The organism is Aeromicrobium sp. P5_D10, assembly GCF_054049535.1.
Genome location: NZ_JBFUME010000005.1, coordinates 167,165 through 191,321, shown reverse-complemented (window position 1 = coordinate 191,321; position 24,157 = coordinate 167,165). Strand labels below are relative to the sequence as shown.

Sequence of the window (24,157 nt, the reverse complement as noted above, 5' to 3'; positions counted from 1 at the left end):
TCGTTCGCAGTTTGCCCATCGCCGATCGGCATGGACCCGGTCGTCACCCGGAGCACCCCACCGCGAAGGAGGGTTGCCGTCCAGCAAGCCGGGGCTGTGCGTCGGTGACGCGCTGGAACTCGTGACCGTGGCTCGACTGTGACAGTTCGCGGCCTCCTATATCGACAAGTCCACGATGCGGACACCCGTCCACATCGTGGGACGGGTAGTGGGAGGGCCTCCGTGCCAGACAAGATCCGTGCTGTCGGGAGATCACGATCGACATCGAATGCGGGCCGTTGCTTCGGCCCGACGAACGAGGAGTGCGTGCACGTGGAGACCTGGAACCTGGTGGCGCTGGCCGTGACGCTCGGGCTGTTCGCGGGCCTGTACGTGCTCGGCCGGTATCGGGTCAATTTCAGCCTGCTGACGTTCGCCGCGCTGTTCCTGGGCGTAGGCGTCGGCCTGGTGTTCCGCGACAATCTCGACTACGTGCAGCCGCTCGGCCGGGTCTACATCAACTTGCTGTTGACGATCGTCGCACCGCTGGTCATCGTCTCGATCCTGTCGAGTATCACCTCGCTCGGATCGACCGAGAAACTCCGCACGATCGGGCTCTCTTCGGTCGTGTGGCTGCTCGCCCTCAACCTCTTCGCGATCCTGCTGACTCTCGGATTGTCACTGCAGGTCGGCCTCGGCAAGGGGGCTGACCTGGCCACCCAGGGGGTCGACACCCGTTCGCTCGACGAGCTCAAGCAGTCATTCGGTCAGGTCTTCATCGGCTTTTTCCCCACCAATGTCGTCAAGGACATCTCCGAGAACAACATCATCCCGATCATCGTGTTCAGCGTCGCCGTCGCCATCGCTACATCCGTGATCGCCGACCGAGCGCCGCAAAAGGTCGCACCCTTCCTGGCACTGATCGAGGCTGCCCGCGAGATCGTCTACAAGGTCGTCGGCTACGTCATCGGCCTCACGCCGTACGCGGTCCTGGCGCTCACCGCGACGGCTGCTGCGGCAGCCACAGCCCGTCGCGAGCAGCTGACGGCACTGCTGAGCCTGCTCGTCGTCGCCTACGTCGCCTGCTTCGTGCACGCCTTCATCGTCAACGGGGTGGTCCTGCGAGTCGCTGCCGACGTCAATCCGATCACATTCTTCCGCCGCATCTATCCCGCGCAGATGACGGCCTTCACAACCCAGAGCAGCGCCGGCACCCTCCCCGTCACGACGAGCCTGCTGACCAAGCGCCTCGGAGTTCCGTCGGAGATCGCCGGCTTCACCACACCGCTCGGCACCACGATCGGCATGCCCGGTTGCGCCGGTGTGTGGCCCATCGTCCTCGCGGTGTTCGCGATCAACGGTCTGGGCATCTCGTACGGCATCGGCGACTACGTCGTCCTGGTCGTGCTCGGACTCCTCGTCTCTATCGGGACCGCGGGTGTCCCGGGTACCGCGACGATCACCGCGACGACGGTGCTGACTGCTGCGGGCCTCCCGCTGGAGGTTGTCGTGCTGACGCTGCCGATCAGCGCGATCGTCGACATGGCACGCACCATGAACAACGTGACGTCGGCTGCGGTCGCCGCGATGGTGGTGACGCGCCGCGCTGGCCAGCTGGACGACTCCGTGCTCAATCGGCCGGTCGATGACGATCCGACCCTGGGTCGTCACGCTGCCCCAGCACCTGACGACACGGTCGTGATGGCGGACGGCGTGCCCGTCGGCGTCTGCGGAATCGACGACCGCCCCACGATCCTCGCGCCCACGCGCTGACCTGAACCCCTGACCTGAACCCCGTAGAAGGAGCACCCCTCGTGTCCACAACACTACTTTTGAACGGTCGGGCCCGCCGTTTCGTCCTGGCCCTGCTTGTTGGTTCGGGCCTGATTCTGAGCAGTCAGGCCATCTACGTCCAGTCAGAGGCTGCCTCTTCGGTGCAGTGGGTCGACGGCAAAGACGACCAGAACTGCCTGAATGACGACAGCGGTCGTGCCGAGACTGAACTTCCGGGCGAGTTCTGGTGCCAGCCGATCGTCGGTTGCTACCAGGACGATGACGGCAAGTGGGTTCTGCCGAGCCGCAAGACCGGCATCTGGCAGGGCAATCCGTCCGACGTCAAGTACGCCGACGAGATCGTCAAGCCGACGCCCAAGCCGACGACACCCAAGCCCATCACGCCCAAGCCGACGGCCCCGCCGAAGTCCGGCGGCTCGAACGGCGGAAGCAATGGCGGCACGGGCTCGAATGGCGGTGTCCCCGGCACGGTCGGAGCTCCGGCTCCCGAAGTCGTCCCGCCGGGCGCACCGACTGCCCCCGCCGCACCGACCGTCGCGGTCAAGGGCTCGGACGTCACGGTGACCTGGGTCGCGAGCCCCAATGCCGCGCTCGAGACCGTCACGGGCTACACAGTTCAGTTCACCGATGCTGCTCCGGTCCAGGTGGATGCGGCGACGCTGACCCACACGTTCACCGGTCTCAAGGACGGCAACTACCGCGCTGCAGTGCAGGCCGTCAACGCCGCCGGACCGTCGCTGACGTCGCCGCCGTCAGAGGTCGCCACGGTCGGCACCCCGATCACTGAAGTTGTCGGCGAAGTTGCGGTCGATGGTGAGCTCACGCCCGGCGGAACTGTCACTGTGACGGGCACCAAGTTCGCCAAGGACGTTCCCGAGCTCGCGCTCGAGCTGCATTCCGATCCCGTTGTGTTGGGCACCGTCGCAACTGACGCCAAGGGCGCCTTCACCACGACCGTCACGATCCCTTCGACGATCGAGGCCGGCGACCACTCGCTGGTCGTGCTGTACGACGGAGACGAGATCACGAGCGCCCCGGTAGTCGTGGCCGAAGCGGCAGCAGCTGCCGGGGACGATGACAAGAAGGACACCGCCGCGGCTGCTGTCAAGACTGTCCCGCCGTACCTCGGCCTCGCGATCCTGGCAGCGCTCGGTGCGGCAGGGGCTGGCTCGCTGGTGTGGCACACAGCAACTGGTCGCCGTCGCCGTGCTCGCAAGGGCGCGTTCCTCGGCCAGCAGCTCCCGGCCGGCGCAGTGGGGGTGAACTGACCTCTGACGCAATGTAGATGGCTGGGTCGCCTGAACTTTCGACAGGACGGCAACCCAGCCAGCCAACTCACCTGTTACATGAATCGACCTGCCCAGTGTGGCAGGAGAAAGTGACACCCTCACCTATGTCTGTCATCACACCTACGCGACGACGGCTGGCCGTCCTTGCGGCGAGCGCCATAGCGGCCTCGACCCTGTTCGGCGTCGAAGGCTCGGCGCACGCCGCCGTCCCAGCTGCCACCCATGGCGCCACGATCGACTACTTCGACGACGTGTACGTCGCTCTTGGAGCGAACAGCGTTTTCGAGACTGTCACGGTCGAGCGATTTGAATACATCCTCAAGAACAAGACCGGCAACTTCGCCTTTGTCATCGGCGACCCGAAGAATGCCTCGACACAGGCGACAATCGGTCAGATCGACGCGGTCGCCAAGGCGCAGGGCATCGAGCACATCTACAACTTCACCCCGAAGCTCGACGGCGACACCCTCAACATCTGGGATCTGTCACAGTCGAACCTTCGCACGGGCACGAACCCCGACCCGGCCGGTGGCAACCGCACCGGCTCCGGCCTTGCGCAGTACGAAGCCCTCGGCAACCGCCTGCTCACCGATTATCTGAACCAGGACACGACGCCGCAGTTCACCAAGGACGCGACGACCGACCCCTACCTGTTCGTCTACAACAAGGACCGCAAGGTCGGTGAGGCGGAGGACCGCATCGTCTCCTCGCTGACGGGCGTCAAGACGGCGGCCGACCTCGACACCCCGGCGGAGGTCGACGCCTACAGGGCACAGGTCGCTGCAGTGCTCGACGACGTGCCGGCCGCCCAGTACGCGACCAACACGCAGTTCGACTTCAACCGCGACGAGTTCAACCGCCGTCACTTCGAGCGCTCAGTAAAGGACGCAGATCCCGCGGTCCAGGCTGACAAGCTGGCTCGCTTCGGCGGTGACATCTTTGAATCGTCCGACGCGACCGACGGCTTCCGCATCGAAACCATCACCTATCCCGAGCTGCAGCACCTGCTGAAGCAGCCCGGCGATTTCCCGATCCTGTTCGGCGGCACGTGGTGCCACAACACTGCGGCGATCATCAAGGACGTCAACCGCATCGCGCAGGAGCAGGGTGTCAAGAAGGTATACAACTTCGACTTTTCGCTCGACTCGACCGGCAACGGTGGCGGCCAGGCACAGCACATCCGTGACAATGCGCTGGTAGACGTTCCTGGTGGCAAGGTCATCCGTCCGTCGCACTTGTACGGCGATCTGGTCAACACCTATCTGACCAACGCTGAGACGCAATATCGGACCGCAGCCGACGTCGAGCGACTGGGCGGGAACGTGAACGCGGTGTCGTACTACCCAGGTGGCGACACCACCAAGGAGCTCAAGCAGGCGCGCAAGATCCAGGTCGGCCACGTCCTGACGTACAACAAGGATCACAAGGACGCGGCCGGAAACCCGGCGCCGGTCGTCGACCAGGCCATCCGCCAGAACGACGACGGTGGCAACACCGAGCACATGACCGAGTGGTGGTTCGTCAAGGGCAAGAATCTGGCTGCTGGCGACACGACGCTGCGTGGAACCGCGAGCCCGACCAGCGAGGCTGGGTCCAACGGGCTGCAGAGCCAGCGGGCCTTCGCCAAGGAAGGCATCGATGAGATCGAGACCATTTTCAAGGGTCTCGCGGGCAAGAGCGTCCAGACCACGACGACGGTCACTGGCGCCTCCGGCACAGTCAGCGAAGGTGCTACGCCGACGCTCGATGTCTCTGTCACAGCCGATGGCTACGCGCCGTTCATCTCGCTGAACACAGTCAGCCAGAGCACGGCGCCGAACAACACCACGGGCAAGCCCCGCGGCTGGGTTGCGCTGTTCAACGGTGACACGAAGGTCGCTGAGGCGCGCCTCAAGCGCGACGGGACAGCGAGCTTCCCGCTCGCGGCCCAGACGCGTGGCAACAAGTCGTTCACGGTCAGGTACTTCGGCCGTGGCGATGTGTTGGAGCCCTCACAGAAGGTCGTCAGCTTCTTCGTCGGTGACGCCTCCACGACGACGCTCGCCGATCTGCCGTCCCGTGCCTTCGGCGCTGGTGGCACGACGACCGCGACGGTCACACCGGGCGCGACTGGCAAGGTCAGCCTGCAGGGTCTGCCCGGTGCCTCGATCGAGGGCGACATCGTCAGCGGAACTGCGACACTCGCGATCCCTGCGTCGACGCCGGCCGGCACGTACTCGGTGACGGCGCAGTACGGCGGAGACGACACGTACGGAACCTCGACCTCGGAGGCTCGCACGCTCACCGTCACGAAGGCGCCTGCAACGCTGAGCCAGTCGGTCACCAACACGACCTACGGCACCGCCTCGAAGGTCAACGTCCAGGTCGGCGGCCCGGCCGGTCTGGTTCCCACCGGGCAGGTCTCGGTCACGGTTGCAGGCAAAGCGCAGACCGCCACGGTCGACGCCAGCGGCAAGGCGACAATCGTGCTGCCCAAGACGCTGGCGCCCAAGTCGTACGCGGTGACAGTTGTCTACAACGGCAGCGCCAACTTGATTGCTCGTAGCGGCTTCGCGAACTTCAAGGTCGCCAAGGGATCAGCCAAGGCGCCGACGTTCACCACCAAAGGCAAGATCAAGGCCAAGAAGGCGGGCAAGGCAACCGTCAAGGTCGCCACGACCGCTGGGCTCGCCAAGGCCGGCGGCAAGGTCAAGGTCGTGTTGAAGAAGGGCAAGACGACCAAGACCCTGAACGTGACGGTCAAGTCCGGGATCGCATCGGTCAAGCTGCCGAAACTCGCCAAGGGCAAGTGGAGCGTCAAGGTCACCTATGCCGGTGACGCGTTCTACGTCGCCAGCAAGACCGTGAGCAAGAGCCTGACGGTCAAGTAGGCCTCATGGCGTCATCCCGTCCGCGGCCCCTGGGGCTCGGGCGGGATGACGCCGTGGCGTCTTAGAGTTCCGGCGTCTTCGTGACGTCGACCCACTGGGCCGCGGTGAGTTCGGCGATACGGTCCGGCGCGATGCCGAAAGCACTGGCAGCAGTGCCGGCTGCCGGGTAGACCATGTCGAAGGCGCGCAGCGATTCGTCACAGAACATCGCGAGGGGTGCCGGGTGGCCGAACGGCCCGACGCCCCCAACTGGTTGACCGGTCAGTTCATGCGTCAGGTCGGCCGGCGCCATCCGGGGCTTGGCGCCGAACTGATCGCGAAATTTGCGGTTGTCGATCCGGGCATCTCCGCTCGCGACCACGACGACGGGGTTGCCATCAGCCAGCATGACCAACGTCTTGGCGATCGCGCCGGGGACGACTCCCAACGTACGGGCGGCGGCCTCGACGGTCGAGGTATCGGCATCCGTCTCGATGATCGTCACGTCAGGGGCGTGGCGGTCGAGGAAGTCGCGGGTCGCGTCGGTGCTCATGGATACTCCTCACGGGGTTATTCGCTGCGCGCCAGCGTACGCGTTGAAGGAGCCACCGCGGCTGAACCCCAACAACGTCATCTCGGCCGACTCGGCATGTTCGACAGCCAAGGACGACGGCGCCGAGACGGCGGCGAGAACCGGGATACCGGCCATATGGGCCTTCTGGACGAGCTCGAAGGAGGCACGTCCCGAGACCTGGAGCGCAAGCGATCGCAATGGCAACCGTCCATCGCGAAGAGCCCAGCCGACGACTTTGTCGACCGCGTTGTGACGGCCGACGTCCTCGCGCAGGCACAACAGCTCGCCGTCCGGGGTGAACAATCCGGCGGCATGCACCCCGCCCGTGCGGTCGAACACCGCCTGGTGCTCGCGTAAACGGTCGGGGAGGGAGCCGAGTAGCTGCGACGACCACTTGACGTCATCGTCGAGGCGACCGAAGTGGGTCGCCTTGTGGACAGCCTCGATCGAGGCCGTCCCGCAGATCCCGCAGGAACTCGACGTGTAGACGTGCCGTTCCAGTCCCGGATCGGGCGGCGGGGTGTCGGCGCTCAGCGCGGCGTCGATGACGTTGAACGTCTGCAGGCCCTGTTCGTCGGTGCCGGCACAAAATCGCATCGAGACGAGCTGATCGGCCGACCAGATCACGCCTTCGGACACGAGGAAGCCGGCCACCAGATCGAAATCATCGCCGGGCGAGCGCATCGTGACCGAGAAGGAGGATCCGTTGACCCTGATCTCCAGCGGTTCCTCCACCGCGAGCGTCTCTTCTCGCGTCAGAGAGCTCTCAGGTGAAAAGCGAGTGACGCGGGTGCGTCGAGTGAGTCTTCCGGCCATAGTGCGACTCTACGGCGACGGCGCGGGCCAAACGTCAGGGCTTAGAGTTCCTCTTGTGGAATCGGAAGAGAACGCCCTTGAGATTCATGATCCGAAAAATGCTGCCGCTGGTGTGACGGGGGTCAGGGTCGCCCTCCAGCGAGCCGTCTCTCATATGGGAGTCAAGAATTCGGTCAAGACCCTTCGCAAGCTCAACCAGGCCGACGGCTTCGACTGTATGAGCTGCGCCTGGCCCGATCCCGACCCGGAGCATCGGCACTCCGCCGAATTCTGTGAGAACGGTGCGAAGGCCGTGGCCGAGGAGGCCACCCGTGCCAGGGCGAATCCGCAGTTCTTCGCCCAGCACAGCATCGCCGAGCTCGAGTCGCACGACGAGTACTGGCTCGGACAGCAGGGACGCATCACCCATCCCATGGTCAAGCGCTCCGGGGGCACCCACTACGAGCCGATCGCCTGGGACGAGGCTTTTGAGCTGATCGGCGACCACCTGCGCGTATCGCCGCCCGAGGAGGCGCTGTTCTACACGTCGGGACGGGCGTCGAACGAGGCCGCATTCGTGTATCAGCTCTTCGCGCGCGCCTACGGGACGAATAATCTGCCCGACTGTTCCAATATGTGCCACGAGTCGACCGGCGTCGCGCTCGGCGAGTCGATCGGCATAGGCAAGGGCAGCGTGAGCCTGCGCGATATCTACGACGCCGAGCTGATCGTGATCCTTGGCCAGAACCCGGGTACCAACCACCCCCGGATGCTGTCGGCGCTGGAAACGGCCAAGCTGCGCGGCGCCAAGATCATCGCGGTCAATCCCTTGCGCGAGGCCGGCTTGGTCAACTTCCGCAATCCGCAGAAGCCACGTGGCGTCGTCGGCAAGGGGACCGATCTGGCCGATCTCTTCCTGCCGGTACGGATCAACGGCGACCTGGCGGTGCTGCAGGGCATCGGCGCGCTGCTCGACGAATGGGGAGCGGTCGACCGCGACTTCATCGAGAGCCACACGACCGGCTATGACGCATGGGTCGAGCACGTACGCGCGATCGACTGGGCCTTCGTCGAGGAGACCAGCGGGCTGACTCGCGCGCAGATCACCGAAGCGGCCGAGATGATCCGCGACTCCGGTGCCACGATCTGGTGCTGGGCCATGGGTCTGACCCAGCATCGCAACTCGGTCGCGACGATCAAGGAGGTCGTCAACCTGGCACTCGTGCGCGGTGACATCGGCAAACGCGGCGCAGGACTGTGCCCGGTCCGCGGTCACTCCAATGTGCAGGGCGACCGCACGATGGGGATCTTCGAGAAGATGCCCGACTCGTTCCTCGACGCCCTCGGTGCCGAGTTCGGTTTCGAGCCGCCGCGTCACCACGGTGTCGACGTCGTCGACTCGATCAGGGCGCTGCGCGACGGCAAAGCCTCGTTCTTCATGGCGCTGGGCGGAAACTTCATCCACGCCTCGCCCGACACCGATTTGACCAGCCGCGCCATGGCCACGGCCGCGATGACGGTCCAGGTCTCGACCAAGCTCAACCGCTCGCATCTGGTCACAGGTGACATCGCGCTGATCCTGCCGACACGTGGCCGCACCGAGAAAGACGTCCAGGCCGGCGGGGAACAGTACGTCACGGTCGAGGACTCGATGTCAGCCGTGCACGCCTCGCGGGGCGTGCTCGATCCGCCGTCCGACCAGCTCAAGTCCGAGGTCGAGATCGTCACCGGGATCGCCGCGGCGACGCTCGGCGACCGCCACGGCATCGACTGGGCCGGCATGTGTGCCGACTACGGAATCATCCGCGATCACATCTCACGGGTCGTTCCCGGCTGCGAGGACTACTCCGAACGCGCGGATCGCCCGGGTGGCTTCGTGCTGCCGCACCCACCACGGGATTCGCGCACGTTCGAGACCGTCAGCGGTCTCGGTGAGATCGTGGTGTCGCCGATCGAGGTCCTCCAGGTGCCCGACAAGCACCTGCTGTTGCAGACGCTGCGCAGCCACGACCAGTTCAACACCACGATCTACGGTCTGTCGGACCGTTACCGCGGTATCGAGAACGGCCGACGAGTCGTGTTCCTGCACCGCGACGACATCGCGACGCTGGGCTTCGACGACGGCGACCGGGTCGACCTCGTCGGCGTTTGGGACGGAGACGATCTGCACCGGGTCGCGCACGACTTCCGGATCGTGGAGTACGACACCCCGCGTGGCACCGCGGCGGCGTATTACCCCGAGACCAATCCGCTGATCCCGTTGGATTCGACTGCCGAATACAGCAACACGCCGACGTCGAAGTCCGTCGTGATCCGCCTCCAGCGGCGGTGACGCGAAAGCTCCTGGGGCGGTGCAATAGCGTCCAAACCACATTGCCGAAGTGGACGCTATGTCACCGCTCAGGGGAGGCCGGCGGCGGAGCTAATCCTCAGCGAGGATCTCGGCTGCGTGGGAGTCCTGTTTCGGTGCCAGCACCGACACCGAATCGTCGATCCGCTCGTTGAGATAACGCAGCAGTTCGGCGAAGCTCGCGGCGACGGGGACGGCAAGGAATGCACCGGTGATCCCGAACATCGAACCACCGGCGGTGACGCTCAGCAGGACGACGGCCGGGTGCAGATTCATGTTCTTGCCCTGCAGCATCGGCGACAGCACATTGCCCTCGAGTTGCTGGACCGCGACGACGATGATCAGCGCGATGAGCGCGTCCTTGTAGTCATTCGTCACAAGAGTCACGAGCACCGCGAGGGCGCCGCTGACGAAGGCGCCGATGATCGGGATGTAGCCGCCGAAGAATGTGATGACGGCCAGGGGCACCGCGAGCGGCGAGCCGAGTATCGCCAGGCCGGTCCCGATGATGACCGCGTCGATCAGTGCGACGAGGGTCTGGGTGCGGATGAATCCGCCGAGCGTCGACCACACCCGGCTGAGCACCTCGGTCAGGTGATCGCCGGAACGGTGGCCGCCGAGAGTACGCACCCACGGCAGGAACTTGTGACCGTCCTTGACGAAGAAGAACGTCAGCATCAGCACGAGGACCAGATTGACGATGATCGAGGTCGCGGTCGTGATCGTGGAGAACACACCCGAACTGATGGTGGTCGCGCTCGCCTGCAGTTTCTCCTGAAGGGCTTCGATCGCGCGGGTGATCTGTCCTTCTGACAGATTGAGCGGTTCCCCGGTGACCCAGTCGCGGACCTTCTGCAGACCGCCGGATGCCTGGGAGGCGATATTGCCTGCCTGGCCGGCGACCTGGGGCGTGAGCACCGCGATGATTCCCACCAACGCGGCGATGAAACTGATCACCACGAGTGAGGTGGCCAGCGCGGACGGCCAGCCCTTGGAGCGCAGCCAGGCCACGGGCGGAACCAGGACAGTCGAGATGATCAGGGCCATCGCGACCGGGAACAGCACCATCCACGCATGCCCGATACCCCAACCGATGACATAGGCGGCCGCCGCGATCACGACAAGGCGCAGACCCCAACGTTGCAGATTGCCAAAGGCTTCATCGATGACGACGCCACGGTCCCGGATCTTGTTCTCAGCCACAGAGACACCTTAGTCTGCGAGTGCCCAATCGACCGGGCGGCCGCCCTGCGCGGCAAGCAGCTCGTTGGCTCGGCTGAACGGGCGGGATCCGAAGAACCCCCGATGCGCCGACAGCGGGCTCGGATGAGCTGACTCGATCGTGGGCGTGTCGCCCAGGAGCGGCTTGAGGCGCTGGGCGTCCTTGCCCCACAACACCGCGACGAGCGGACGTTCTCGCGCGACAAGTGCGCGTATCGCCTGATCCGTGAAGGCTTCCCAGCCCTGGTTGCGATGGCTGCCGGCCTGGCCTGCCCGCACCGTCAGAACGCGGTTGAGCAGCAGGACCCCTTGTCGTGACCACGGGCTCAGGTCGCCGGTGGTGGCCGGTGGGATGCCCAGGTCGGTCTCCAGTTCCGCGTAGATGTTGACCAGGCTGCGGGGGAGCGGACGTACGCCGGGTGCCACCGAGAACGACAGGCCGACCGGATGTCCGGGGGTGGGATAGGGATCCTGTCCCACGATCAGCACCTTGACGTCGGACAGCGGCTCGACGAATGCTCGCAGGATGCGGTCGGGGGCCGGGAGCCACGGATGCGGTTCCTGGCGCAGGAACTGCCCCAACGCGGCGAGCTGGCCGGCGACCGGTTCCAGCGCGGTTGCCCAGTCGGGCGAGATGGTCTCTTCCCAGGTCATGAGGTTGCCTCCTTGGCAGGTGCGAGGGCTTTGGGAGCGAGCAGGCCGGCCAGCAGGCAGCCGACGATCGGCACCGCGAACGTCGCGGTCAACGGCAGCCAATGGGTCAGGAGCCCGATGATCGAGGGTCCGGCCAGCAGCCCGACGTACCCCATGCTCGTGACCCGGGCGAGATATGTTCCGGATGCGGCCGGATCGACATTGCCCGCAGCCGAGAAGAACTGCGGCACGCAGCCGGCCAAGCCGATGCCGAACAGCGCCCAGGCGGCGATCGCGAGCGGGGCGTTGGGGGCAAGAGCGGCGGCCAGTAGTCCGAAAGCGCCGAGCAGCGCGGCGCGGGCGACGTACTTGGCCGGTCCCCACGCCGTGACGATGCGGTCGGCGAACAATCGCACGATCGTCATTGTCAGCGAGAACGCGCCATAGGCCAGGGCCGCGACTGCTTCGCTGGAACCCAAAGAGTCGTGCAGATGCACCGTGCTCCAGTCGTAGGCGACGCCCTCGCCCAACAACAAGGCGAACGCCAACAGGCCGAGCATCAGCACCTTCGGCGTCCACGGGACACGGGGACGGGATCCGGGCCGCGCCGTGATGAGCTCTGCCTCGGTGAGGAACGAGGTGCGAAGACTCAACGCGACAATGCTGCCCGCGACGGCCGCCGAGCACAGGGTCACGCGCACATCGACGTCGAGCGCGATCAGAAGTCCGCCGGTGACCGCGGCCAGCAGCCCGCCGAGTGAGAAGAAGGCGTGGAAGGCCGACATGATGGGGCGGCCGTACTCGCGCTCGACCACGACGGCCTGCGCATTCTGGGACACGTCCACGATGCCGTTGAAGAAGCCGATCACGGCCAAGGCGATGACCAGCTGGGTCGCATTCGTGGCGAACGCCGGACCGGGCACGGCCAAGGACACTGCGGCCGCCGACGCCGTCAGAACCGGCCGGCTGCCGAACCGGTCGATGATCGCACCGGCGAACTGCATTCCGACCCAGGCGGCGATGCCGAGCGCCAGGAGAAGCAGCCCCAGCGTGGCTTGGTCGACGCCGGTGCGGTCCTTGATCGTCGGGATGTTGACGATCCACATGCCGAGAACGAAGCCGTTGAGCGCGAAGACGCCGATCGTCGCGGCGCGCGCTCTTGTGGGGTTCACTGAGCGAGCCTATCCACTGACAGCAGCCGATGCGCATCGACGCTAGGATGGTCCGGCTGTGTCAGCAATTGCCGCCTACCGCGCACTCCTGCGGATCGTCGGGCCCGCCTACATCCTCGTAGCCTTCCTCGGGCGAATTCCGCTTGCCATGAGCCAGCTCGGAGTCCTGCTCCTGGTCAGCGAGACCACCGGACGCTATGGCGTCGGTGGCGCGGCAGCCGGAATCCTGGCGGTGTCGAATGCGATCGGCTCGCCGATCTTCGGCACGCTCTCCGATCGCATCGGGCAACGCCCCGTGGTGTTGGTGCAGTCGCTGGTGGGTGCGGCCGGTCTGGTCGGGATCGTCACGGTGACCGATCCTGAAGCGTCTCGGGCCGTCATCTTCGGTATGGCGGCGCTGACCGGGTTCGCGATGCCCCAGGTCGGACCGCTCGCGCGGGTGCGGTGGCGTCCCATCACCCGCGACGCCGAGGATCAGCGCAGGCTGGTCGATGCGGCCTTCTCGTATGAGGGCGCTGCCGACGAGGCTTCCTTCGTCCTGGGCCCGGCGACGATCGGTGTGCTCGTCATCGTGGCCGAACCGGCCGGAGCGCTGCTGGCCGCTGCGGTGCTGCTCGCGATCTTCGGTTCGTGGTTCGCGATCCATCCCACGTCCGCGCTGGTCGCCAAGCGGACGATCAGCGGCGGTTCGGGCAGCGATCCGCTGTGGACCAAGGTCTTCTTCGCCCTGGTCCTGGCACAGTTTTGTGTCGGCATGATCTTCGGCAGTGTGCAGACCGGTACGACAGTGCTGGCAACGGCCGAAGGGCAGGCCGGGCTCGCGGGTCTGATCCACGCGGTTCTCGGTGTCGGCAGCGTCATCGCCGGGCTCGCCGTGACGGCTCTGCCCGAGCGGGTCATGTACGCGACCCGCATGGCCGTTGCCTCGGTCGGGCTCCTGGTGCTGTCGCTGCCACTGTTGTTGGTCGACTCGATCATGTCGCTGATCGCGGTCATTGCCTTGCTCGGATTCGCCGTGGCGCCTTATATGATCAGCAACTTCGCCTTGGCCGGCATCTTGGTGCCGGTGCATCGAGTCAGCACCGCCATGACGATGCTCGCCGGTGCTACGGGCATCGGCTACGCGGCCGGAGCGGCCCTGGCCGGACGCTTCGCCGACAGCGACGGTCACACTGCGGCGTTCGCCGTCACGATCTCGGCGGCCGCCCTGGCGGTCGTGATCGCCATGACCTCGAACCGGTCCCTGAAGAGGGCCGTTCCGGTCGACCAGGGTTACTGACCCCCTCACCCCCTCACCCCTGGGGCGGTGCGCCAGCGTCCACGCACGCGACGTTCTTGGACGCCAACGCACCGCCCGCAGGGGTCAGAGGTTGGCGAGGGGGGTGACTTCCAGGCCCAAGGCCTCGCCGACGGGACCGTTGACGAGCTTTCCGTCATGCGTGCTGAGGCCACCGGCCAGGGCGGCGTCGTCCGTCACGGCCTGGCGCCAGCCCTTATCGGCCAGCGCGACGGCGTACGGCAGCGTGACGTTGGTCAGCGCGTAGGTCGAGGTGCGTGGCACGGCGCCGGGCATATTGGCCACGCAGTAGAAGATCGAGTCGTGGACCTTGAAGGTCGGATCGTCGTGGGTCGTGGCGCGCGAGCTCTCGAAGCAGCCGCCCTGATCGATCGCGATGTCGACCAGCACGGATCCGGGACGCATCCGCGCGACCAGATCGTCGCTGATCAGTTTCGGGGCCTTCGCTCCGGGGACCAGGACCGCGCCGATCACGAGGTCGGCCTCACGAACAGCCTTCTCGATCGCGAAGCTGCTCGACGCGACGGTCGTGATCATGCCTTGGAAGCGGGCATCGACCTGACGCAGCTTGGCGACGTCGAGGTCGAGGATCTCGACCCGTGCTCCCATGCCCCGCGCCACCTCCGCTGCATTGACGCCCGAGACGCCCGCGCCGATCACGACGACGTCAGCGGGATACACGCCCGGGACGCCGCCGGGCAGGACCCCGCGTCCGCCGTTGCTGGCCATCAGGTGCTGGAATCCGACCTGGGGCGCGAGCCGTCCGGCGACCTCCGACATCGGAGCGAGCAGCGGCAACGAACGGTCGGGCAGCTGCACGGTCTCGTACGCGATCGAGGTCGTGCCCGAGGCGAGCAGCGCGTCGGTGCAGGGGCGTGACGCAGCGAGGTGCAGGTACGTGAAGAGCGTCTGGCCCGAGCGCATGCGGCCGTACTCCTCGGCGATGGGCTCCTTGACCTTGAGCACGAGCTCGGCAGAGGCCCAGACCTCATCGGCGGTATCGAGGATCTTGGCGCCGGCACCGACGTACTCGGCGTCGGGGATCGACGATCCGAGACCGGCTCCGGCCTCGATCACGACCTGATGGCCGTGGCGTATCAGCTCGTGCACACCGGCGGGCGTGATCGCGACCCGGTATTCGTGATTCTTGATCTCGCGGGGGACACCGACCAGCATATTGACTCCTTCGAAGGGCTACTCCCCATGGTGACCAACTGCGGAAACATGCGCAACAGCCCGCGCAGGATTCTATTTCGTTGGTTCTCGCCTCAGGATTTGCAGATTTCAGGTACGAACGACGCTAGAGCTCGATGTCTTTGAACCATGACTCTGTGACATAGTCCGTCGTCCAGCCGAGCGCGCGGTACAGCTCGTCGGCCTTGGTCGGCGAGTCGGCGTCGACCTCCAGACCGACCCGGTCACGTCCGCGTGCGGCCGCGTCGGCGATCACGGTGCTGAGCAGCGACTTGGCCACTCCGCGACCGCGGGCAGCGCGGTTGACGCCGATGTACTCGACGTAGGAGCCCTCGACGCCGCCGTCGGGTGCGGATGAGACCGAGCAGACCACGGTGCCTGCCGCGATCGGTGCGGAGCCGTCATCGGAGTCCACGTAGGCCAGCCACCAATGGTCCCAACTGTGCCCTGGATCTTCGCGGAGCCGCTGAACGAATTCGGGGAAGCTCTCGCGATAGGAGTTGAAGTGGTCCTCGAAGGACTCCTCCAACATCTGGTGCACGACCTGGAGGTCTGCCGCGACGGGCATGCCGTTCTCGTGTCTTTCGACCGGACGCACGAGAACCCCCGCGCGAGGAGTCAACGCCGCTTCCTCGGCCGTGACGGGCCGTTCCATGTGCAGCCAGGTGCGGCGCCGGCTGTAGCCGGCGAGCGCGAGCCAACCCGCCTGCCGGACATCGTCGGCGAACGGACTCTCGTCCAGACGCGTCTGGGCGACCCCGCGCATCTGCGCCATCGCGATGGCGGTTTCCTCGGCCCAGGTGTAGAACGCGGCGGCGATCGAGTCGACCTCGGTCACGTCTCGGTCGAAGTAGCCCCAGACCAGGGCGCGACCGGCCGCGCGGTCGTGCACTGTGATCCAGGCGCGGGGGACATCGTCTTGCCCGACGGCGACGAGTTGGCGGCGGGTCCAGGAAGCCTGGCCGGCGACTTCAGACTCGATTCCGGCCGGATCGACATGGGCCGCCCCCGTGCCTTGGAGCTCGTCGAGGCGCCGCAATGCGATGAGGGCATCGATGTCGGAGTACTCGGGCACCCGGGCGCGCCAGGATCCGGGAAGTACGGGCAGCTCCTGGCTGGCGTCACTCATGGCGTCGGTCATCTCTGCCATTGTCGCCCAGAACCGGGCACCGTGCGGTTCAGCGGGTGAGTCGCGCCGTGAGAGCAGCACGCGCGGCGGGCCACTCATCGTCGGTCATCGAGAAGGTGACGGTGTCGCGCCACGATCCGTCGCGACGGATCCGGTGTTTGCGCATCGCGCCTTCGCGCTGGGCTCCGAGGCGCGCGATCGCGTTCTGCGAGCGTTGGTTGAGGATGTCGGTGTGCCACACGACCCGGACGCATTCGAGGGTCTCGAACGCGCGAGTCAGCAAGAGGAGTTTGGACTCGGTGTTGATGCCGGTCCGCCAATAGCGCGAGCCCAGCCAGGTGTGACCGATCGCAACAGTGCGCATCGCGGGATCGATGTCGTAGAACGTCGTGACACCGGCGAGTTCGCCCGATGCATTGTCGATCTGCGCCCACATGACCAGATCGTTGCGGTTCAGGTAGCTGTCGACGAACGCCTGCGCCTCTTCGATCGTCGTGGGCCGGGCGATCAGCAACCACTGGAAGACCGCATCGTCGTCGGCTGCCGCGAGGACGCCGGCAGCATCGTCGGCGCGCAGCGGTCGCAATGTGACGTGCTGGCCGGTGAGGATGGGCAGTTCCCGAAAGTCGATGTCCACCGACCCAACTCTAACCACCCTGTTACGTCATCCTCCTTGTGACAACGTACGTACTGGCGGGATGACGTCCTGAAAGGCTCAGCGCGGGTACAGCACCCTGAACCGTTCCAGCACGACCGGCATCGCCGGGGTGAATCCGCGGTCGTGGCCGGCATGATCGGTGAAGAACCGTTCGTGCACCGTGCGCCAGTGCTCCAGGGATCGGTCGCCCTCGCCTTCGAGGAGCGCGTGCTCGGCATCGACATCGTCGAATGGCCTGACCTCGACCTGGGTCACCTCGATCAGGGCACGGGGATGCTCCGAGCCGTCGAGGACAATCGACAGATCGCCGACGCGGGGCAGCTGTTCGCCCTCGTGCTCGTAGTCCCACTGGGCGCTCGCCGTCGCGGTCTTGGTGCCGTCGAGCACCAGGGCGATGAGTTCGTCGGCCTGTTCTGGGGTTGCCCCGAAGGCCCACGCCGGCGGGGCGAGCGCTTCCCCGGAATAGGTGCCGAGATAGCCGGGAACGGGATTCGTGCGAGTCTGGTGGCGCGCTGCAGTCCAGAAGGTGTCGATCTCGTCCGCGGTCATCTCGAGAGCCTATCGAGGAATGCGATGAGCAGTGCCTCGCGCAACGCCGGAGGCGCGATATCGAGCAATGCGTTGACCGGTGCCATGCGTTCTGGGACGGTGACCTCCCCGGTGTCGGAGCCGAGACCCGCGAGCGCGAGCAGCCCGTCGAAAGCCTCATCGTCGAGGGTCGCCGGATCGATCGACTCCGCCGCGGCGCGCAGTCCCTCGTCGATCACGATCGGCCCGGCAGCGACTGCTGCGGCCACGGACTCGGCCAGCGCGGTGAGGAACTCCGGCACCGCAGGAGCCGTCGCGGCACACACGGTGAGATGAAGCGAGGCAGGCATATCGCGGAAGCTCATCTGGGGCTGCACGAACCAGCCTCGGGTCAACATCTCGTCGCTGATCGTGAAGACATCGCAGCTTCCGTCGGTCTCCAGCGTGACGAGCGATGACTCGGGCGAAGTGACGAGCCTGACGTGTTCCTGCTGTTCGACACCCGTCGTGAGCGCCGCGGTGCCGTCGAGTGTCGTGCGCACCAGGTCGAGATAGCCCGCATCGCCGATCAGCTTGACGACCGCCCAAGCGGCGGCGAGCGGTCCACCCGATTTGGTCGACTGGGTCGTGGCATTGAGCATCGTGTACCCGGGCCAGTCGGCGCTTGCGAAGAACTGTGCCTTCCGCAGCTGGGGCGTCGCGTGCAGCAGCAGTGAGACGCCCTTGGGCGTGTAGGCGTACTTGTGCAGATCGGCGGAGATGCTGGTGACTCCTGCGACGCGGAAGTCCCAGGGCTCGACGGGGTGCCCCAGACGTTCGGCCCAGGGCAGGACCCAACCGCCGATGCAGGCGTCGACGTGGAACCGCAGACCGCGTGCCGACGTCTCGGCAGCGATCGCAGCAATCGGGTCGATGACCCCATGGGCGTACGACGGGGCCGACGCCGCGACCAGGACGACCCGGTCGCCGTATTCGTCCATCGCGGCGGTCATCGCGGCCGGATCGGCCTTCTTGGTGACGGGGTCCACGTCGACGGCGATCCGCTCGACGCCGAAGTAGTGCGAAGCCTTGTGGAAGGCGGCGTGGATCGTGGTCGGCACGATCATGACCGGATCGGCGACCTTGCCGGCGTCACGTGCGGTCTGCACCGCGAGCAGGATCGATTCGGTGCCGCCGCTCGTGACAGATCCCACAGCGTGATCGCTGCCGTGCAGCATGTCCCGGGCGAATGAGACCAGATCGCGTTCCATCGACAGGAGGCTCGGGAACGCCGTCGGATCGAGACCGTTGGTGGAGGCGTACATCGCCAGAGCCGTCTTGCCGAGCGCATCGGCGTCCGCCAGTCCGGAATCGTAGACGTAGGCCAGCGTCCGTCCACCGTGTGTCGGCAGGTCGTGGGCGCGCAGCTGTTCGAGCTGAGCCAGAATTCCTTCAGTCGACATGACCCTCCTCGGGGGCGCTGGTCTTGAGCTGGGAGTCCAGCGCGTAACGGCGTAGGAACAGCATGCTGACCGCGATCAGTACGGCAGGCACGAATGAGAAGCCGACCGCGATCGCGGTACGCGCGCTGTCGGGCTGGACCGCGGTGTGATCGGTTGACGACACGTATCCGCCGATCGCGAGGATCACCGCGAACAGTCCCGGTCCGATCGCGAGGCCCAACGTCTCGCCGGCGGTCCACACGCCGGTGAAGACCCCGATCCGGTTCGAGCCGGACGTGCGGGCGTCCTCCGCAGCGACATCGGGCAACATCGCCATCGGGAAGACCTGCGCCCCCGCGTAGCCGATACCGACGAGGGCTGCCGCCGCGTACACGATCGTGGTCTGCGCCTCGCGGGCGAAGATCAATGCGGCGGCGCCGGCTACCAAGAAGCACGACGCGAACAGGTAGCCCGACCGCTTGCCCCTCCGCTCGGCGAATCGCTCCCACAACGGCGTGACGAGCAGAGCAGGTGCGACGAATGCCGCGAAGAGGATCGTGGCTGCACCCTTGTCGTCGAGCAGGTCATCGGCGACGTACGCGACGCCCGCGAGCATCGCACCGACGCCCACGGCCTGCAGGACGAAAGCGGTCAGCAGCGCCCGGAAGTTGCTCGAACCACCGACCAGACGAAGCTGATCTCGTAGTGAACCGCCTGCGGTCTCGACCCGGTGCTCCGGCGCGTCGCGGGTTCCGCGCCAAGCGCCGATCACCCCGATCACGAGCAGGATGGCGACGTAGACGCCCATGAGGCGGTATCCGCGCGGGGTCTCCTCGCCGCCGAAGGCATCGACGATCATGGGCGCGGTGGCCCCTGACAGCAGGATCGCGAGGGCCAGGACGATGACCCGCCAGGTCATCAGCCGGGTGCGTTCGGCGTAGTCGAGAGTCATCTCGGCGGGCATCGCCACATACGGCACCTGGAAGAAGGCGTAGGCCGTCGCGCACGCCAGGAACCAGAACACGACCCAGAGGGCGGCGAGCAGCGGGGGGCCGGATGGCCCGGCGAACAGCATCGCGAAACACGCCGCGAGCGCCAGACCGCCTTTCAGCAGGAACGGTCGGCGTCTTCCGTCCCGTGACGTCGAGCGGTCGCTGAGGCGTCCGGCGATGGGGTTCAAGATGACGTCCCACGCCTTGGGCAAGAAGACGATGAATCCGGCCACCACGGCGGCTATGCCGAGGGAGTCGGTCAGGTACGGCAGCAGCAGGAGGCCGGGAACTGTGCCGAACGTCCCGGTGGCGACGCTGCCCAAGGCATATCCACGCCGCACGGCAGGCGTCAGCGGCTCAGACATACGACATGTCTACCGGATCGGGGGCCCGCCCGCGCCCTAAACCGGGCGAGGGTTCTTCTCGTGCAGTTCGCGATCGGAGGTGAGTTCCTCGAGGTAGTTGGCGGCCCACAACTCGATGTTGTTCTCCATGACTTGCTTGCGCATCGCCTTCATACGGCGGCCGTTCTCGCGCGGGCTGGCGTTGATCGCGGCCAGCATCATGGACTTCATGCCGTTGATGTCATGCGGATTGACCTGATACGCCGACTTCAACTCCGACGCCGCCCCGGCGAATTCACTGAGCACCAGGGCGCCCCGATCGTCGTAGCGGCACGCGACGTATTCCTTCGCGACGAGGTTCATGCCGTCGCGCAACGGGGTGACGACCATGACGTCGGCCGCCCGGTACAGCGCCGCCATCTCCGTACGTGGATAGGACGCGTGCAGGTACGTCACGGGTTGCTGCCCGATCCGCCCGACATCGCCGTTGATACGGCCCACGAGTCGATTGATGTCGTCGCGCAGCAGTTTGTACTGCTGGACGCGTTCGCGCGATGGCGTCGCGACCTGCACGAACACGGCATCGTCGACGTGCAGCGAGCCGTCGGCGATGAGCTCGCCGAAGGCGCGCAGCCGCTGACGGAGTCCCTTGGTGTAGTCGAGGCGGTCGATGCCGAGCAGTACGACCTTGGGATTGCCGAGGCTCTCACGGATCTCGGCCGCGCGGGCGATCACGTCTGGAGTGCGGGCGAGCTCTTCGAATCCGGCGGCGTCGATCGAGATCGGGTACGCCTTGGCGAGCACGGTACGACCGTCCGGGAGATAGATCATGTCGCGGTGGGTCTTGTGCCCGACGCGCTGACGTACGAGGCGCACGAAGTTCTGAGCCGCACCGGGCATCTGGAATCCGACCAGGTCGGCGCCGAGCAGACCTTCGAGGATCTCGCGCCGCCACGGCAATTGCTGGAACAGCTCGGTCGGCGGGAAGGGGATGTGCAAGAAGAAGCCGATGCGCAGATCGGGGCGCAAAGCTCGCAGCATCGTCGGTACGAGCTGCAGCTGATAGTCCTGCACCCACACCACAGCGCCCTCGCGCGCGACCTTGGCGGCCTTCTCGGCGAATCTCTTGTTGACCCGGACGTACGAGTCCCACCACTCGCGGTGGAATTCAGGCGGGGCAACGACATCGTGGTAGAGCGGCCACAGCGTCGAGTTGGAGAATCCCTCGTAGTATTCAGCGACCTCGTCCTCGCTGAGCGGGACCGGCACGAGGTGCATCCCGTTGTGGTCGAATGGTTTGACCTTCTCGTCCGCGGCGCCGTGCCAGCCGATCCAGGCTCCGCCGTTGCGCTTCATGACGGGTTCGAGCGCGGTCACCAGACCGCCGGGCGATGTGCGCCACATCGTTTCCCCGCCCGGACCGGTGACCCGGTCGACGGGCAGACGGTTGGCTATCACGACGAAGTCTGCTGCGCCGGCGGCCATGTCGCCACCTTAGCGTTGACTTGGTTGTCGCACCGGTTGCGACTCGGGGGCGACGCGCAACGGCTTATCGTGCCAACCGAATGACATCGCTGTTATTCATGGCCTAGGATCGCTATATGAGCGCCGTGGAGAAGTCGAACGCCGCACAGGAGACCGCAGCACCCTCGTTGTCGGAGCGTGACCGGGAGATCCTGGCGCTCGAGCGGCTCTGGTGGCAGTACGCCGGAGCCAAGGAGCAGGCGATCCGCGACAAGTTCGACATGTCGGCGACGCGCTACTACCAGGTTCTCAACGCGTTGATCGATCGCGAGGACGCCTTGGCATTCGACCCCTTGCTGGTCAAGCGCCTGCGTCGGCTTCGTGCTCAGCGTCAGCGCAGTCGTTCGGCCAGGCGCCTCGGCATCGACCTCTGACCCGCATGGTGGAACACCGCAAAAACGTCCCCACTCGCAAGGCCTACGTGCCGACCGGATGGTTCATCGTTCTGACGATCATGCTGTGCGTCGGCGGGGCCGGCTGGCTCGGCGCGCTGCTGCTCGATGATTCCGACGATTCCTCGGCCACGCCCAAGGTGACGAAGCCGTCGATCTCGATATCGCCGGAGCCGACCAAGAAGACCAAGACGCCCAAGCCGACCTCCACTGCCACGACACCGACCCCATCGGCGACCACGACTGCTCCGGCGGTCGCGCGTGACGCCAGGGTCTCGGTGCTCAACAACTCCAATATCGTCGGCGCAGCGAGGGCCTTCTCCGGCAAAGTCAGTGCGGCCGGCTGGACTCTCGACGGGATCGGCAATTGGCGAGGGGCGATCGACGGCAACACGATCTACTATCCGCCGGACCTCAAGGCGCAGGCAGAACTGCTGTCGGATGACGTCGACATCGACCGGATCCGACCGAGCGTCGCGCCGATGAGGATGGACCGACTCACGATCATCTTGTCGCCGCAGTCATGATGGAGGGTATGCCCTCGTCCACCCGCGCTGCCGTCGTCGCCGATCCCGGCGGAACCCTGCTGGCTCTCGATTTCGATGGCACGCTCTCGCATATCGTCGACGATCCCACTCGGGCCTTCGTCCATCCCCGCTCCGTCGACGCGCTCGCGCGTCTCGGCGCGGTGTTGGGTCAGGTGGCCATCGTCACGGGGCGCCCGATCGACCAGGCACTCGAGCTGGGCGGCTTCGAGGGACGCGCGGGCTTGGAGCGTCTCGTGATCTACGGCCAGTACGGAGCTGAGCGCTGGAGTGCCGACGGCACTGTGCGCAATCGGCCCGAACGGCCCCCACAGATCGCCCGGCTGGCCGAACTGCTGCCGGGATGGTTGGCCGAGTTCGGCCTCGGTGATCTGCGGATCGAGGACAAGGGCCTGGCGATCGCGATCCATACCCGCGAGAGCGGCCCGCAGGCTCTCGACGTCCTGCGTGTGCCCATCAAGACCTTGGCCACCGAGCTGGGTCTCACCGTCGAGCCGGGGCGGCAGGTCATCGAGCTGCGGGCGCCCGGCAGCGACAAGGGTGTCGCGGTGCGGCGGTTGGTCGCCGAGTTGGATGCTCGCCAGATCATCTTCGCCGGTGACGATCTGGGCGATCTGCCGGCCTTCGACGCGGTCGATGCCTTGAGGGCCGAGGGGATAGCCGGCCTGTTGATCTGCTCGGCCTCGCCCGAGCAGGACGCGCTGGTCGCGCGGGCCGACCTGGTGCTGGCCGGACCCGATGCCGTCGCCGATTGGCTCGAAGCTCTCGCGGATGAGTTCTAACCAATCGGGATTATTGCCGCATACCCGCTGGACGCGGGTACGGATGGTCTTGAACTGGCTTAATCTCAGTACGCTTCTGGGCCTACTGATCGCCCGGCTCGGCGGCGCGACGATTGTGCGGCGCGGGCGTGGAACATACCTTGCGACGCGATATCGCTGGTCGTTCCCGGTCGCGAGTGCCTTCACGATCGGCAATGTCATCGTGTCCAAGCACGATCCGGCGTACTTCGCGGGACGCGAGACGTTGCTGCGGCACGAGGACCGGCACTGCACGCAGTACGCGTTCGTCCTCGGGGTCGTGATGCTGCCGGCGTACTTCATCTGCGTCGGCGTCTCGTGGCTCATCGCCGGGGACCACTCGTCGTACAACCCGTTCGAACGCCTCGCGAACCTCGCCGACGGTAACTACCCGCCCCCCACACCCCGCGAGTGGTGCAAAAGGGTCGGATTCCGGGGCTAAAACCGACCCTTTTGCGCCACTCGCGGGGAGGGGTGCCCGGATGGCGGTCACTTTTTGTCCAGCATTCGGACCGAGTGGACACATCGTGAGACGGCTGTTTAGGCTGTGACTACTCATCCAGAGGGGTATAGGGACACGGCCCGACGACACCCCAGCAACCAGCCGCAACATGCGACCAGGTGCTCAATCCGTCCCGGACGACAGTCGATCCGGGAAAGATGACCAGGGAGACACG

General features: G+C 66.1%; 21 protein-coding genes and 2 riboswitches. Of the genes, 9 read left to right on the top strand and 12 right to left on the bottom strand.

Annotation, left to right across the window (positions count from 1 at the left end):
* Positions 1-2 precede the first annotated feature (2 nt).
* A riboswitch (SAM riboswitch) is annotated at positions 3-127 on the bottom strand.
* Between the two features lie 179 nt (positions 128-306).
* From ACXJKC_RS11325 to ACXJKC_RS11315, 3 genes are all read left to right on the top strand, one after another.
* Positions 307-1,752, top strand: a complete 1,446-nt coding sequence (locus ACXJKC_RS11325) for a dicarboxylate/amino acid:cation symporter (protein ID WP_456696819.1) — start codon at positions 307-309, stop codon at positions 1,750-1,752.
* A gap of 41 nt (positions 1,753-1,793) precedes the next feature.
* Positions 1,794-3,041, top strand: coding sequence for a fibronectin type III domain-containing protein (locus ACXJKC_RS11320; protein WP_456696818.1), 1,248 nt, complete (start codon positions 1,794-1,796; stop codon positions 3,039-3,041).
* A gap of 125 nt (positions 3,042-3,166) precedes the next feature.
* Positions 3,167-5,932, top strand: coding sequence for an Ig-like domain-containing protein (locus ACXJKC_RS11315; RefSeq protein WP_456696817.1), 2,766 nt, complete (start codon positions 3,167-3,169; stop codon positions 5,930-5,932).
* A gap of 61 nt (positions 5,933-5,993) precedes the next feature.
* Here the strand turns inward: ACXJKC_RS11315 and ACXJKC_RS11310 are convergent, their stop codons facing one another.
* Positions 5,994-6,464: a YbaK/EbsC family protein gene (locus ACXJKC_RS11310; protein ID WP_456696816.1), complete on the bottom strand. Its 471-nt coding sequence runs from the start codon at positions 6,462-6,464 to the stop codon at positions 5,994-5,996.
* A 9-nt stretch (positions 6,465-6,473) separates the two neighbouring features.
* Positions 6,474-7,301, bottom strand: coding sequence for a formate dehydrogenase accessory sulfurtransferase FdhD (gene fdhD, locus ACXJKC_RS11305; protein ID WP_456696815.1), 828 nt, complete (start codon positions 7,299-7,301; stop codon positions 6,474-6,476).
* Between fdhD and ACXJKC_RS11300 the strand changes: the two genes are divergently transcribed.
* Positions 7,285-9,612 (top strand): FdhF/YdeP family oxidoreductase, encoded by a 2,328-nt coding sequence (locus ACXJKC_RS11300; protein ID WP_456696814.1) that lies wholly within the window; start codon positions 7,285-7,287, stop codon positions 9,610-9,612. The two genes, fdhD and ACXJKC_RS11300, sit on opposite strands and share 17 nt — an antisense overlap.
* A gap of 90 nt (positions 9,613-9,702) precedes the next feature.
* On the opposite strand, the gene ACXJKC_RS11295 is transcribed toward ACXJKC_RS11300, so the two are convergent.
* From ACXJKC_RS11295 to ACXJKC_RS11285, 3 genes are read right to left on the bottom strand one after another with little or no spacing between them, the layout of a single operon-like run.
* Complete coding sequence (locus tag ACXJKC_RS11295; protein WP_456696813.1) at positions 9,703-10,833, bottom strand: AI-2E family transporter; 1,131 nt, start codon at positions 10,831-10,833, stop codon at positions 9,703-9,705.
* Between the two features lie 9 nt (positions 10,834-10,842).
* Positions 10,843-11,505 carry a uracil-DNA glycosylase gene (locus ACXJKC_RS11290; protein ID WP_456696812.1) on the bottom strand — a complete coding sequence of 221 codons (663 nt, stop codon included), beginning with the start codon at positions 11,503-11,505 and terminating at the stop codon, positions 10,843-10,845.
* Entirely contained in the window at positions 11,502-12,656 is a 1,155-nt protein-coding gene (locus ACXJKC_RS11285) for an MFS transporter (protein WP_456696811.1), read from the bottom strand. Before ACXJKC_RS11285 ends, ACXJKC_RS11290 begins: the two co-directional genes overlap by 4 nt.
* A gap of 58 nt (positions 12,657-12,714) precedes the next feature.
* Between ACXJKC_RS11285 and ACXJKC_RS11280 the strand changes: the two genes are divergently transcribed.
* On the top strand, positions 12,715-13,935 hold the full coding sequence (locus tag ACXJKC_RS11280) for an MFS transporter (protein WP_456696810.1): 1,221 nt from the start codon (positions 12,715-12,717) through the stop codon (positions 13,933-13,935).
* Between the two features lie 84 nt (positions 13,936-14,019).
* On the opposite strand, the gene ald is transcribed toward ACXJKC_RS11280, so the two are convergent.
* The 7 genes from ald to ACXJKC_RS11245 form a co-directional block, all read right to left on the bottom strand.
* Complete coding sequence (ald, locus tag ACXJKC_RS11275; RefSeq protein ID WP_456696809.1) at positions 14,020-15,129, bottom strand: alanine dehydrogenase; 1,110 nt, start codon at positions 15,127-15,129, stop codon at positions 14,020-14,022.
* A gap of 124 nt (positions 15,130-15,253) precedes the next feature.
* Positions 15,254-16,288 (bottom strand): GNAT family N-acetyltransferase, encoded by a 1,035-nt coding sequence (locus ACXJKC_RS11270; RefSeq protein ID WP_456696808.1) that lies wholly within the window; start codon positions 16,286-16,288, stop codon positions 15,254-15,256.
* Between the two features lie 37 nt (positions 16,289-16,325).
* The gene (locus ACXJKC_RS11265; RefSeq protein ID WP_456696807.1) at positions 16,326-16,913 is read right to left on the bottom strand and encodes a GNAT family N-acetyltransferase; all 588 of its coding nucleotides are present in this window, start codon (positions 16,911-16,913) and stop codon (positions 16,326-16,328) included.
* A gap of 78 nt (positions 16,914-16,991) precedes the next feature.
* Positions 16,992-17,483: an ASCH domain-containing protein gene (locus ACXJKC_RS11260; RefSeq protein WP_456696806.1), complete on the bottom strand. Its 492-nt coding sequence runs from the start codon at positions 17,481-17,483 to the stop codon at positions 16,992-16,994.
* The gene (locus ACXJKC_RS11255; RefSeq protein WP_456696805.1) at positions 17,480-18,904 is read right to left on the bottom strand and encodes a pyridoxal phosphate-dependent decarboxylase family protein; all 1,425 of its coding nucleotides are present in this window, start codon (positions 18,902-18,904) and stop codon (positions 17,480-17,482) included. Before ACXJKC_RS11255 ends, ACXJKC_RS11260 begins: the two co-directional genes overlap by 4 nt.
* Positions 18,894-20,240, bottom strand: a complete 1,347-nt coding sequence (locus ACXJKC_RS11250) for an MFS transporter (RefSeq protein ID WP_456696804.1) — start codon at positions 20,238-20,240, stop codon at positions 18,894-18,896. Before ACXJKC_RS11250 ends, ACXJKC_RS11255 begins: the two co-directional genes overlap by 11 nt.
* A gap of 36 nt (positions 20,241-20,276) precedes the next feature.
* Positions 20,277-21,704: an alpha,alpha-trehalose-phosphate synthase (UDP-forming) gene (locus ACXJKC_RS11245; RefSeq protein ID WP_456696803.1), complete on the bottom strand. Its 1,428-nt coding sequence runs from the start codon at positions 21,702-21,704 to the stop codon at positions 20,277-20,279.
* 116 nt (positions 21,705-21,820) lie between these two features.
* On the opposite strand from ACXJKC_RS11245, the gene ACXJKC_RS11240 reads away from it, so the two are divergent.
* From ACXJKC_RS11240 to ACXJKC_RS11225, 4 genes are read left to right on the top strand one after another with little or no spacing between them, the layout of a single operon-like run.
* Complete coding sequence (locus ACXJKC_RS11240; RefSeq protein WP_456696802.1) at positions 21,821-22,117, top strand: DUF3263 domain-containing protein; 297 nt, start codon at positions 21,821-21,823, stop codon at positions 22,115-22,117.
* A 5-nt stretch (positions 22,118-22,122) separates the two neighbouring features.
* Entirely contained in the window at positions 22,123-22,662 is a 540-nt protein-coding gene (locus tag ACXJKC_RS11235; protein WP_456696801.1) for a LytR C-terminal domain-containing protein, read from the top strand.
* An 8-nt stretch (positions 22,663-22,670) separates the two neighbouring features.
* Positions 22,671-23,462, top strand: coding sequence for a trehalose-phosphatase (otsB, locus tag ACXJKC_RS11230; protein WP_456696800.1), 792 nt, complete (start codon positions 22,671-22,673; stop codon positions 23,460-23,462).
* The gene (locus ACXJKC_RS11225; RefSeq protein WP_456696799.1) at positions 23,452-23,922 is read left to right on the top strand and encodes a hypothetical protein; all 471 of its coding nucleotides are present in this window, start codon (positions 23,452-23,454) and stop codon (positions 23,920-23,922) included. Before otsB ends, ACXJKC_RS11225 begins: the two co-directional genes overlap by 11 nt.
* Before the next feature lie 110 nt (positions 23,923-24,032).
* Positions 24,033-24,147: riboswitch (SAM riboswitch) on the top strand.
* Positions 24,148-24,157: the final 10 nt, after the last annotated feature.

Bases quoted from the DNA above. Each gene is read 5' to 3' on its own strand.
- ACXJKC_RS11315 (WP_456696817.1), top strand. From the start codon at position 3,167: ATGTCTGTCATCACACCTACGCGACGACGGCTGGCCGTCCTTGCGGCG.
- ACXJKC_RS11310 (WP_456696816.1), bottom strand. From the start codon at position 6,464: ATGAGCACCGACGCGACCCGCGACTTCCTCGACCGCCACGCCCCTGAC.
- fdhD (WP_456696815.1), bottom strand. From the start codon at position 7,301: ATGGCCGGAAGACTCACTCGACGCACCCGCGTCACTCGCTTTTCACCT.
- ACXJKC_RS11290 (WP_456696812.1), bottom strand. From the start codon at position 11,505: ATGACCTGGGAAGAGACCATCTCGCCCGACTGGGCAACCGCGCTGGAA.
- ald (WP_456696809.1), bottom strand. From the start codon at position 15,129: ATGCTGGTCGGTGTCCCCCGCGAGATCAAGAATCACGAATACCGGGTC.
- ACXJKC_RS11270 (WP_456696808.1), bottom strand. From the start codon at position 16,288: ATGACCGACGCCATGAGTGACGCCAGCCAGGAGCTGCCCGTACTTCCC.
- ACXJKC_RS11260 (WP_456696806.1), bottom strand. From the start codon at position 17,483: ATGACCGCGGACGAGATCGACACCTTCTGGACTGCAGCGCGCCACCAG.
- ACXJKC_RS11255 (WP_456696805.1), bottom strand. From the start codon at position 18,904: ATGTCGACTGAAGGAATTCTGGCTCAGCTCGAACAGCTGCGCGCCCAC.
- ACXJKC_RS11250 (WP_456696804.1), bottom strand. From the start codon at position 20,240: ATGTCTGAGCCGCTGACGCCTGCCGTGCGGCGTGGATATGCCTTGGGC.
- ACXJKC_RS11245 (WP_456696803.1), bottom strand. From the start codon at position 21,704: ATGGCCGCCGGCGCAGCAGACTTCGTCGTGATAGCCAACCGTCTGCCC.
- ACXJKC_RS11240 (WP_456696802.1), top strand. From the start codon at position 21,821: ATGAGCGCCGTGGAGAAGTCGAACGCCGCACAGGAGACCGCAGCACCC.
- ACXJKC_RS11235 (WP_456696801.1), top strand. From the start codon at position 22,123: ATGGTGGAACACCGCAAAAACGTCCCCACTCGCAAGGCCTACGTGCCG.
- otsB (WP_456696800.1), top strand. From the start codon at position 22,671: ATGCCCTCGTCCACCCGCGCTGCCGTCGTCGCCGATCCCGGCGGAACC.
- ACXJKC_RS11225 (WP_456696799.1), top strand. From the start codon at position 23,452: ATGAGTTCTAACCAATCGGGATTATTGCCGCATACCCGCTGGACGCGG.